The following is an 11,159-nucleotide window of genomic DNA, read 5'->3' on the forward strand; positions in this document are numbered from 1 at the left end:
TTTGGTCTGTATATCGATGGTGGAACGGAGAAGACGTCAGGGATCAGGCGAACCCGAGGACGCGCCTTTGCGATGGCCAGTCGAGCGGCAGCTTGACCGCAAGCAGCGCTCTGGCATCAAGGTGAGGAGGCTGGGCGCCATCGAGGACGGCCTTGGCCAGCGATGGCGACAACCAGGAGAGGCGCACCAGCTTTGCGAATCGCTTGCGGCACTGGCCGGTGGCTGCCGCGATGTCCTGGATGGTCTGACCGGGCGCTGCCATCACGCGCTCGCGTGCAGCATGGGCCTCGGTAAGCAGCTCTACCAGCGTCGCGTCCGGGCGGGAGGGAGCATCGCCCAGGACCAGCCTGACCTGTTTGCCGATGCGCACCCGCGCGATGGCGATGCGCTCGATCAGGGGTTCGACTGCACCGGTCAATGGGGGCAGCCCCAGATGACCAGCGGCGGCATGAGGATCGATAGATATCTCGATATGATCGCTGAGCAGCTTTACCTGCGTCACGAGGCTTTCCACCAGCGCGCGCTCGCGTGGACGATCGGTCAGCGTGCGGATCGCATCGGCGGCGCGATCAAGCGCGCGGCCGAGACATTGCGCATCACCGCCCGCCGCATCGATCAGTCGACAGATGCCGGATCGATCGCCAAGATGATGTTTGAGAGATTCCCTCACCGCTGCTTCTGCATCCGGCGCGCTGATCCGCCAGACCGGCTCTGCGTCGGTGATCGATGATTCATGGGTTATGTAATAGCGATAGCGCCGGCCGCCCTTGGTCGCATGGCTGGGTGTCATGGGTCGTCCCAGGCCATCGATGATCCTGCCCGCCAGCAAGCTGGGGTTGGTGGCGTTGGCCCGGCTTACGCGCTGCGTAGCATTGAGAGCGATGCGCTCTTGAACCTGTGCCCACAGATCAGCGTCGATGATCGCCGGATGTTCACCAGGATAGACCGCCCCCTTGTGAACGACCTCTCCGATGTAGGTCCGGTTCTTGAGCAGATAGAATAGTCCGCCCGGCGTGAACGATCCGCCGCCACGGATGCGACCATCGGACAGGGGCTGGGCTTTGGTGGTGATCTGCTGCTCGCGCAGCTTCGCCAGCACGGCTTTGCTTGATCCCAGGTCAGCATAGCAGGCAAAGAGATAGCGTACGGTTTTGGCATCCGCCTCGTCCACCACCAGCTTGCGATCCTGGACCTTGTAGCCAAGCGGCACCGATCCTCCCATCCACATGCCTTTGGCGCGAGATGCCGCAAACTTGTCACGAATACGTTCGGCGGTGACCTCGCGCTCGAACTGGGCAAAGGAGAGCAGCATGTTGAGGGTGAGCCGCCCCATGCTGGTGGTGGTGTTGAACGACTGGGTGATGGAGACGAAGCTGGCACCTGCCTTGTCCAGCACATCGACGATCCGGGCGAAGTCCGACAGGCTGCGGGTCAGGCGGTCGATCTTGTAGAGGATGATGACCTGAACGCGCCCGGCCGCCACATCATCCAGCAGGCGCTGCAAGCCGGGGCGCTCCATCGACCCGCCCGAGAAGCCACCATCGTCATAGCGTTCGCGCGCCAGCGTCCAGCCTTCATGCCGCTGCGATGCGATATAGGCCGTGCATGCCTCATATTGTGCATCGAGGCTGTTGAATGCCTGATCGAGCCCTTCGTCGGTGGATTTGCGCGTATAGACAGCGCAGCGGGTGCGGCCTGCCTGCGCTGGCTCAGGCGAGGCACGCCGCCTAGCCACGCGTGCCGAGGTCCTTGAGCCCGAAGAAGCGTGGCCCCGACCAGGACGTGCCGGTGACGAGCCGGGCTATGGCGCTGAGCGATGCGAGGCGCTGCCCCTCGTACAGGAAGCCATCGTCCTCCACGGTCACCGAGATGGTGCGGCCGTTCCAGCTGCGGATCAGCTGGGTGCCGGGCTTGAGCACCTGCCGGGGCGCTTTGCCGCTGCCGCGCGGCGCACCTGCCGCCGCGCGAGTCGATCCGCCCTGGATCCGATAGGCGATGCCATGGCGCAGCAGCTCGTCGCTGATGGTGGGAGCGGGGCTGTCATAGACCCGCTCCCATTCCAAACGCAGCTGCGCGGCAGGCATCGTCGACAGCGCTGCCAGGCGGTCAGCAATCTTCGCCATGGTCAGGCCTGCGCCTTAAGGTGATAGATGCTCACCTGCTCACGCTTGCCCCGTTCGATAGCATGGCCCTTTTTACGCAGTTCGCTCAGCGCCGCGCGAGTCGTGTGCGGCAGCCACCCGGTGGCGGCGACCAGCTCATCCAGGGTCGCGCCTTCATCCTGCCGGAGCATGGTCAGCACCGCAGCGCTCTTGCTGCGAGGGGGGAGGGGGCCACTTGCAGGCGCTGCGCTGGCGTCGATGCTGGGGGCTGCGACGTCATCCTCATGTACCGGGACGATATCCCCTCGACGGACCTCAATCGCCGCGCGACCCTTATCGGAGATGGCAACACCAAAACTGCGGTTATCTTGTGTGCGCCACACGTCTGCGCCTGATGCAAGCTCGGTCTCTACAGCCAAGCCACGGCGGATGAGCTGCTGGACAACTTTGCGGATACGGGCAGGGGCCTCGCCCAGCGTGTCGGGCGGGGGAAGGAGGCTTCCATTGGCGCGTGCGGCAGCGGTGGTAAGCAGGATCAGCTGGATATCGGTCAGGCGGATAAGAGCGGTCATCGGTGGTCTCCTGTCAGGGCAAGCAGCATGATGCTGCTCCCACCACCCAAAGCCCCGCGGGTCAGCGACCGTCCGGGGCAGCGGCCACCAGGACCGCGATTCGACAAGCACAGCGTTCGCTCTGCTCGGCCCCCAAGTCGAGGGGAATATGCAGGCTATTACGAAAGCTGGGTCTGGACTGTGGCGCATAGGTGCCGCTTCTGGCCGCAGGAGGCGCAGACACCATGCAGGACGATGATATCGACGCGCTGATCGGGCAGATGTTTGCGCTGCTCACGACCAAGTTCGAGGACGGGGTGGGGCTTGCGGTCGAAGGACAGGTGCCCAGGCCAGGGCAGATCCCGGAACTTGTGGGTCGGGTTAGAGCGCTGGCACACGATGCTATCGCCCTGTGCGACGCTATCGCGGTCGCTGACGCCAGCCGCGGTTGACGGACCACCATCGCCATGCTGGTGTCTGGTAATGGAAGATCAACATCTGGCGAACATCATAACTGTTGTCCTGACACGAGCCCCGCAGTGGATCAGGCATGACCTCTCCGTCAGCGACCCAACTCTGCGACTGCGCGCTGAAGAGAGCCTCGCTGCCATGATCGCCGCTGCATTGAGGACGAAGGGCGTAGAGTAGGACAGGCAGTTAATGGCCAAGCATGGGACCTAGCAGACTGTCCGGTTTGGAGAAGCGTCAGAGGGACAACGGACATTCCAGCCGTGAGCCCATTTTTCCTAAAGTTTGCGTATTTCGAGGTTGGATCGCAGAATGATCGTTTACCCACACCGCAAAATAGAGCAGGTAGGTACGGAGCCAATGTGTCATCGCCAACTTATCGCGCCTGACTGCCGCGCTACGGAGTCTCAGCCCGAAAACTGGCAAGGACGTCAACGAAAGCCTCGGTTTCTTGGCCCGACAGGCCACGCGAAAAGTGCAGGGCCGCTCGTTCCGCTTGTTCCCGCAGTTCAGCGGTCGCACCCAGCCGACGCAGTTCATGAGCCATGGTCTTTGTCCGGGCCAGCGTCTCGCTCTCAAGCCGGGCGCGCAACAGACCGATCTCAAACAGCAAAGGCCCGTCTAGGTCACTGAGTCCGCGGTGCGGACCGAGCGCAGTCGCAGCCGCGTCGACCGCCGGCGCTAAGTCCGACCACCCGTTGATCGCGGCCAGGGTCGTGACCGAATGCAACAGGAGCCGGGCATCCAGCAGGCCGAGACTGTCGTCGGCAAGATCTATGTTTGCCGCCTTGGCGCGCACCTCGTCTGCAAGATCGCTCGGCAGGCGGCTTTCTCCGCTCGCCATGCGCAGATAGGTCCAACCCGCGTTGTGCTGTTTCGTAGCTGGGTTTGCAGCCAGAAATGTGCTGATCAGGCTCTTGAGCCCGTCGCCAAAGATTGTCGCGGCACCGGCGTGCAACGCGTCGATGCCCGGCCCGATGTCGGCCGAAAAGATGCTCGATAGGCGATTGTCCGTCGCCAATCCGTTATGAATGACGTTTATCCGAGGCGTGCGCTCGCCGTCCTCGACCTCGTACAGCAGCGCCGCCAGGGCCTCGGTTGCCGCCGCTGCGTCGCAGGTCGCAAGTTCGATCAGGCCAGGTGCCAGCGAGAACATCATCAGCCGGTCTGTGGTGACATGGCGGGGATCGGCCATGTCGCCCGAAAATTTATGCGACTCCTCGATAAGCTGGCGCGGCGACACCATGCGATGTGCATCGAGCTGTTCGATCAGGCTATCTGCGCGGACACGACCGGCAATGATGCGACTGGCGACTTCACCAGCGTGGAGCCAGCAGGCCGCAAGCTGGCCGCGATCGTCGAGATCTCGCCACCCCGCCTTGGCCGGACCTTCTCCGGCGGCGAAGCGGGCAAGGGCGGCGTAGATGTCCCAGTGAAGGCGCGCATCGTCATCTGCGGCGAGCTGCGTGACCCATGCCGTGAGACGCTGTCGCAGGTCTTCCGACAAAGTATCCCGCTCAAGAAGGGGCCGAGCGATGAACAGCTTGGTCCAGGGCGGCGCACCATCGCCACCAAGACCGTCGCAAAGCGCGAGAAGAGCCGGCTCGTCCAATGCATGGAGGGCATACTGGATGGCAGGGGGCATCGCGATGGGCAGCGCACTCAAGCGCCGGATCGCCGCTTCCAGCCCTCTAGCGTCCATCAATCTGCGGGCAGGACCGTTCCAATCGCTATCACCAGGCTCTAGTCTGAGATGGGCAATGACCTTGCTGTAATTCTCGGGGGCGAAGTCGGACAGCTGGACCGGTCGACGTTGTTCGATAGTGCTGGCTAGGTCAGCATACCATTGTGCCATGGATTGATGCGAACGCCGCAAGGCATCGCGCACACGGACTGCCCCCGGCGTTGCTGCGCCAAGCTCCTCGGCAAAGCAATCGAGCTCGCCGCTACTCAGATCGAATTGCTCAGCCCGCTCCTCAAGCGCGGCGCGCCGTATGTCCAACTGCTCATGAGCAATGCGCCAGGGCCAAGCGTCGAGCCGCATCGTCGCGCCGCCAATCGTCATAGCGACATGTTGATCTTCGCCGAGAGGCGTCACTTCGACCTGCGCATCGAGCCCGGCCAAAGAGGCTATCGTCGTTGGAATCCCCGGCGTTCCCTCTGCAATCGCGCGCCAGAACACCATCTCATCGAAGTCGTAACCCTCCATCCCAATCTGACCGTGGTCCAGGATATCGAACGCCTTCTGGATCGCCGGCTTGTCGAGCATCCGGCTCCGCAGCGCCAGCGGCAAGGCGTTAATCATGTCTCCGACCAACGACTTCCATATCTGATCGCTATCCTGCTCAGCCGGCTCGTCCGCATCATCGAGTAGATTTCGACCCAAATGGTCTTCAAGCATGTCTTCCATCGACGTGCGCACTTCCGGCCGCACCCGCAGGGCCTCGCGGACAAGGTGGTTCCAGATCCAGTCGAGATAGGCTTTCTGCTTGCCCTTGCCCGCTCGCAGCGAGAGAATCTGCAGGCCTGTCAGCATCAGGGCAGCGAGATGAATTCCTATCAAATAGTCAGATCGCGGGTCGCCTGCCCCAAGCACGGGCATTGGGAACAGTTCGATTTCGAGGTTGTCGATGATCCAGGCGGAGGCGGCTTCCGCATCCTCGATGGTCCAGTCGCGTGAGTTCCAGATGGCAGCCAAGGCACCGGTGATGGCGTGTCCGGCATCGAGAAGATAGGGAATCTCGCCGCGCACGCCCTGTTCGGCAGCTTGTGCATCCGGCCATTGCAGCATGCGTCGAACCTGAAGGGCCTCGGCGACGCTCCGCCGCAACGTGGCAAGATCGGTGCTTTCGGTCAGAACTCCTTTGGAAACAGCCGGACGCAGAAAATGGGCGATTTCTTCACCCGTCAGCGGCATAAACATCCAACGTGCGCGCCGTAGGGCCTGCCGATAATCATAGACCGCGGGTTGAGAAAGCCGCTGGTAGCGCAGAAGGGCATCGAGCACTTCCACCGTCGTTTGCACCCGGAATTGCGGATTATCGATCGACGATGCGAAGCGGTCATCGGCCCATAGGATCGATTGGCCATCCGACATTGCGGCGACCAACTGCATGAATGCCCGTTGCACTACATTGGGCATCGCGTCCCTTTGAAGCGGAACGACCTTATAAGCACCGTCTTCAAGGCCCGAAGCGACACGCGCCAGCAGTTCGCTGAGAGCTTTGGCTAGTCGGTCACGCATCCGCGCTTCGGCGACACTGGAGCGCATCTGCACGATGTCTTCCATCGTGAGCGCCACCACGAAATGCCGGAGCAATGGCTTGAGCGCACCGCACTCCTCCAGCGTCTGGGCCATGCCAAATTGCAGGTTCAACGTGGCGCCTTTCGGTGGCGACACGCCAGCCGGGGCGAGTTCGAGCGTGTTGCCGAGCGACGCGCGGATGGCGGCGGCACGCTCGCCCGAACCCACGGCAGCTTCGAATACCTCATAGAGACGGCTGAAATTGAGGGTCGCCGTTGGCTCGCCAACATCGCCGTCCCAAAGGACCGTGAACGTGTCGATCTGGTCGATCGCCGCTTGGTCCAACAGGTCTCCGTCATTGAATGCATCGAGAACCCGCTCCGCTGCTGCAATGTAGTCCGGTTGCGAAGTCTCAATGTCCGAGCGCATGCCGGATAGGATGTTGACCGTATCGGGAGCGATGAAGATGGGACGAAAAGCGCGCTCGACATTGTCGAGAAGGCCAAGTCCATGCGCTGTCAGGAGCGCCGAGATATCGGCGAGCAACTTCACCTGCGCGCGATCGGCGGGCCACACATCGCTACTATAACGACGACCATAGCGGGCGGAGAGCATAAGCGTGCGCGACGCGGGCTCCGGCGGATCGAGTAATTGCCCAAGATAGCCGGCGGCAAGCGCTCCAGGCCTGATCTGGGCCAACACATGCACGGGTGCGTGGCCGCGTTGATATTGATCCAGGAGGCGGTCTACCTGCTCATGGCGGCTTTCGATCATCTCCTTAATATCATCGATCGTGAGCAGCTGAACGCCGCCGGCCCCGTCGGTGCCGAGCTGCTGCATCCGTCCCACTAAAACGCGCTGTTCGTCGGAGAGGCGAAGTTTGCAAGCCAGGTCGAATGCTGCGGTGACCAGCTCATCAGGCGCATCGGCAGCCACATGGCGAATTATGCGCGCTGCGGCATTCGGGTCTGAATGCAGGACTGCTCGCGCCAGATGAATATGGCCCGGCGTCGGTTTGCCCAAAGCTTCGGCATGCTCATCGTAAAAGGCCAGCGCGGCCGAGGCTGCGCCGCTGGCCAAATGATATTCGATCGATCGCCAAAGATCGCCGGTCTGACCGCTGGTGCGTGCGATGGCCAGGCTGGCCTCTCGTGCTGCCATGATCTCGCCGGACCCAGCCAGACATTCGGTGCGCAGTCGCTGCAAGTCGACTGGGAGGCGGCCATTCGGAAACGCGCTCAAATTGTCTAAGGCGGCCAAGGCCTCGGCATAGCGCCCTGTGCGATACAGCGCCTGTGCCGCTATGCTGATTGCCTCGGCCGTGCCAATCTGATTGATCAGGGTCGCAGCCGACTTCACAGCGATATTGTACCATCCTCCGTCAAGCAGAAATTGGGACGCCGTGAGGATGACCCGAGCGTCGCCATCATTGGCGAGCGAGGATTGGAGCACCTTTGTGATAGCCTTGAGGCGAAGCTTGCGTTTGGGAATATCGAGTGCAAGGCGGAGCTTGAGCCAGGGATGGGCCTTCAGGGCGTCCTTGGACGGCGACAGGTGCGACTCCATGTCGAGCACGGCTAACCAATAGGTGTAAAGGTCGGCATGTCCTGCAGCTTCCAGAGCAGCGCGGCCGTTTTCGAGAAGCGTGCGACCGAGCGCGACGTCGTGCATGAAATTAGCCAGCGCGACCCGGATTAGGAGCGATTCGAAATCGGTGGCATCGGCAGCGATTTTGGCGTCGCAGACCCGCGCGGCGGCTTCTTGGTCGAATGGAAAGCCGCGGGAAATAGCCCAAGCGGTGATCGGCGGCGGCAGACCCTCGGCCGACGCCTCGAAAGTCCGAATGCGGGCGAGGGCATCGTCGCGTCGCGATGGTGCGCAAGCTAGCGTGCCAAAATGCCACAGCACCATGGTATGATGTTCGCTGAGATCGGTCCCTTCCGTCAACTTTGCGAACAGCGTTTCAGCTTCCGCAAGATCTTGGCGGGCTTGATCGGACTCGTTGACGAGGGGCAGGTCGACTGGCTGCGGCCACTCACCGGTGCCGACTTCTGCTGCGGGCGAGAGCGCGCGATAGAACAGCGCGATGGCGAGAGCTTGCCGGCAGGCTCTGGAATCTCCGTCCTTCGCGACCGCCCGGCGGGCGTGGCGAACGGCAGCTTCGCGATCATTGCCAAGTAGGGTCGCAAGGGCGGCGAGGCGTAAGGTTTCGGCGGATGGTGCCTCGGCTTCGAGGTGAGGCTTAAGTTCTGCCAGGGCAGCGGCGCTGTCTTGTTGGCGCAACCGCGCCACGGCACGCACCTCCGACAGTTCGGCACCCGCGTCGATCGGGATTTGAGCGAGGGCGATCGCAGGTCCCAGTGATTCCAGCGCAAGCACGGCACGCGGCCGCGCAGAATCACCGTCGAGCGTATCTGCTTCGTCGAGAAGCGTTTTCACCCTAGCGTAGTCGCCGTGATGGATAAGCAAGCCGGCGAGAAGGCGAAGCTGCTGGGCACGCACGTCTGGCGCGGTCGCCCTGGCCGCCGGGTGATCAAACAGCGTGGCTTCGAGCAAATCAATAACCTGCGCCGCTTCGCCTCGCCGTGCCCGGCGACGAAGCTCGATAACTTCGGCGCTTTCCGCTTGGTTGAGGCGGGACACATAAACGGCCACGCGAAACGCGCCCATGTCACCGCGTTGCAGGTCTTGCTGGAGCCCGGTTAGAGGTCCGACAGGCTCGCCGAAGAGCTTTTCGTACCATTCCTGCCCGAGGTGTGTTCGCACAACATGCGGCGCTGCCGAAAGCCGGTCGTAAATCGCGTTGGCGTCCCACACCAGAAACTCGACACCAAGCGTGGCAAAGCGCTGCGTTTGGGCGACGATTTCGTCGGCGGCCTGGCGGGATTTTATAGCGCAGCCGACAAACAGGATGAACCGCTTGACCTGCTTGCTGCGCCACTCAGCTTCCCAATGGTCAACGAAGGCGTCGGCTGCTTCGCGAACCGCGGTTTGTCCGAACTGGCGGTAAGCTTTGCTCTGCCCGATTTCTATGTCGGCAGTGCCGTCGTTGCGGGGCGCGATGTGATCGGCCCCGAACTGGCCTTGGCCGTCCGGCCCGTAGAGATAGGCCGTGAGTATGCTTGGCTGGGCCTCGTGCAGCGCGCGAACAAAATGCTCGAAGGGGCGCGACCCCATGGTGTGAAATTCATGCTCGTCACTCGGATTGCGCGAGACCTTCACCATAGTCGGTGATCCGCGGCTTCGGCGCCGCCTTTCAGGATGACGTATGTCGGTTGAATGGTCTCAACCGGGGTGAAACCTATAATGTGGCGATAGTCCCTCGCCTTAGCACGGATGAGCTTCACGATCTTCTATCCCGTACTTCCCATTGATCAGGCGAATGTTCCACGCCGCGCTAGTCTGCGTGGAACACAGACGTCACATCAAGCTGAAACACTGACCTGTCAACTCGAGAGCGAGCGGCCCCGTAGGACACCGTGTCGCACAATCGATTAGGCTCGCGCAGCGACAACATCAAATGGTGGCCGATAATTAACCATGGAAAGTTGCTGTTCCGCATCTGAGATCAAAAATCTGCTGCTAAACGGCAAAGATCGGTCATCGATAATAGAGATTGCCGCTCTGCACCTCGTTGTTGTCGGTTTGGACGACTTCAGTCACTCTCGAAAGCTGGCATTCATTCCTATTGCCGGTTGGGGGACAGCAACCATTTCCATCTCAGCTTGGCCGCTTGAGAGCATGCGACTCGCAAAATAGCTCATCGAACGCGCGGTCTGCACCCCATGCTTGAGCTGAAGCGAAGGCGAGCATCCGGTTCTGATCAGGGGTAAAGCCGCCACCCTCGGGCTTATAACCAAGGTCGTGGTTCGCCTCCGACCACGCATGTTGGAAAAGCGTCTTCACTTGTAATTCGAAAAAGTGCGGGACGTGTTCAACTTGCCAATCTGGCATAATCAATTCGGCGGGGAAGAGGCATACCGAGTGCCAGCCAAAATATCCGAACTCCCATTCTGATGCCGGTACGAGATTTTTGGACTCAACGGGCCGCAGATATCGCATCAAAATTTCACGGACGCGTTCGACATCGGACTTGTAGAAGACGGTAACGCGGGCGCCGATTTGGTCTTGGATTTGGGCGAGCGGCTGGTCGTACTTGGGGACACCCCTATCCGTCATTTTCCCAGCCTTGGCGACGAAACGATCAACGCTTTTGGCTCGCGCGCCAATCCGGTCGATCCGATTTTGGCCAGCTAGATGCTCGGTCAGCAGTTCGCAAAGCGAAGCAGCAAGCGGCACCAGAACCTTGTCATATCGTGCTCGATATTCGTCCTCGATCATCATCTCGGAGCTTTCTCAAGCTTTTCGCTAATGACTTTGCCTGTTGCAGTATATGTGACCTGCCCCTCGGCGTTAGGTTCGCTATGCGCGAATACCTGATCGAAATCGGTAGCGGCGGCGGTCAGGATCGCGCCAGAGTGGAGTTCGACAGATTTGTAGGGAAGTTGACGGTTGAACTCATCCGCGTTGAAGCGGAACTGCTCGGTCAACAGCCCCTGATGTCGCATTTGTCCGGTGATTGCCTCCCTCGCTGGTTGGGAAAGGCCGAGGCGTGCTATGAAGTCGTTTGCAGTCATAACCTGATCATTAAGACCGGCCCCCAGCGTTGCCGCGGCGGTGATCTCTTTCTTGATTTCAAGACTTTCGGTCGCTTTTGCTGCATTACGCATGGCGACGGCTAGAACCCTGGTGCCAGTGGCCGAGGTAGTTTTGAAATCGGAATCCAAGAAGTCC

The 11,159-nt window shown here is 61.2% G+C and carries 8 protein-coding genes; 2 read left to right on the forward strand and 6 right to left on the reverse strand.

What is annotated here, in order from left to right; all coding sequences use genetic code 11:
- Nucleotides 1-43: 43 nt before the first annotated feature.
- The 3 genes from WG908_RS14325 to WG908_RS14335 are packed head-to-tail and all read right to left on the reverse strand — an operon-like array spanning nt 44 to nt 2,674.
- Complete coding sequence (locus WG908_RS14325; RefSeq protein WP_340187269.1) at nt 44-1,735, reverse strand: recombinase family protein; 1,692 nt, start codon at nt 1,733-1,735, stop codon at nt 44-46.
- A complete protein-coding gene (locus WG908_RS14330) occupies nt 1,728-2,123 on the reverse strand; it encodes a DUF2924 domain-containing protein (RefSeq protein WP_340187270.1) in 396 nt (131 codons plus the stop codon). The genes WG908_RS14325 and WG908_RS14330 overlap by 8 nt, the downstream gene beginning before the upstream one ends.
- Before the next feature lie 2 nt (nt 2,124-2,125).
- Complete coding sequence (locus tag WG908_RS14335) at nt 2,126-2,674, reverse strand: DUF3489 domain-containing protein (protein ID WP_340187271.1); 549 nt, start codon at nt 2,672-2,674, stop codon at nt 2,126-2,128.
- A 224-nt stretch (nt 2,675-2,898) separates the two neighbouring features.
- Between WG908_RS14335 and WG908_RS14340 the strand changes: the two genes are divergently transcribed.
- Nucleotides 2,899-3,105, forward strand: coding sequence for a hypothetical protein (locus WG908_RS14340; protein WP_340187272.1), 207 nt, complete (start codon nt 2,899-2,901; stop codon nt 3,103-3,105).
- Between the two features lie 31 nt (nt 3,106-3,136).
- Nucleotides 3,137-3,301, forward strand: coding sequence for a DUF6771 family protein (locus tag WG908_RS14345; RefSeq protein ID WP_340187273.1), 165 nt, complete (start codon nt 3,137-3,139; stop codon nt 3,299-3,301).
- 217 nt (nt 3,302-3,518) lie between these two features.
- Here the strand turns inward: WG908_RS14345 and WG908_RS14350 are convergent, their stop codons facing one another.
- The 3 genes from WG908_RS14350 to WG908_RS14360 form a co-directional block, all read right to left on the reverse strand.
- Complete coding sequence (locus tag WG908_RS14350) at nt 3,519-9,590, reverse strand: HTH domain-containing protein (RefSeq protein ID WP_340187274.1); 6,072 nt, start codon at nt 9,588-9,590, stop codon at nt 3,519-3,521.
- A 495-nt stretch (nt 9,591-10,085) separates the two neighbouring features.
- A complete protein-coding gene (locus WG908_RS14355; RefSeq protein WP_340187275.1) occupies nt 10,086-10,709 on the reverse strand; it encodes a GTP pyrophosphokinase in 624 nt (207 codons plus the stop codon).
- Nucleotides 10,706-11,159: hypothetical protein (locus WG908_RS14360; protein ID WP_340187276.1), on the reverse strand; the 454-nt coding region annotated here is incomplete at its 5' end. The genes WG908_RS14360 and WG908_RS14355, both read right to left, overlap by 4 nt.

The organism is Sphingobium anseongense, from assembly GCF_037725245.1.
Taxonomy (GTDB): Bacteria; Pseudomonadota; Alphaproteobacteria; order Sphingomonadales; family Sphingomonadaceae; genus Sphingobium.

Bases quoted from the DNA above. Each gene is read 5' to 3' on its own strand.
- WG908_RS14330 (WP_340187270.1), bottom strand. From the start codon at position 2,123: ATGGCGAAGATTGCTGACCGCCTGGCAGCGCTGTCGACGATGCCTGCC.
- WG908_RS14335 (WP_340187271.1), bottom strand. From the start codon at position 2,674: ATGACCGCTCTTATCCGCCTGACCGATATCCAGCTGATCCTGCTTACC.
- WG908_RS14350 (WP_340187274.1), bottom strand. From the start codon at position 9,590: ATGGTGAAGGTCTCGCGCAATCCGAGTGACGAGCATGAATTTCACACC.
- WG908_RS14355 (WP_340187275.1), bottom strand. From the start codon at position 10,709: ATGATGATCGAGGACGAATATCGAGCACGATATGACAAGGTTCTGGTG.
- WG908_RS14340 (WP_340187272.1), top strand. From the start codon at position 2,899: ATGCAGGACGATGATATCGACGCGCTGATCGGGCAGATGTTTGCGCTG.
- WG908_RS14345 (WP_340187273.1), top strand. From the start codon at position 3,137: ATGGAAGATCAACATCTGGCGAACATCATAACTGTTGTCCTGACACGA.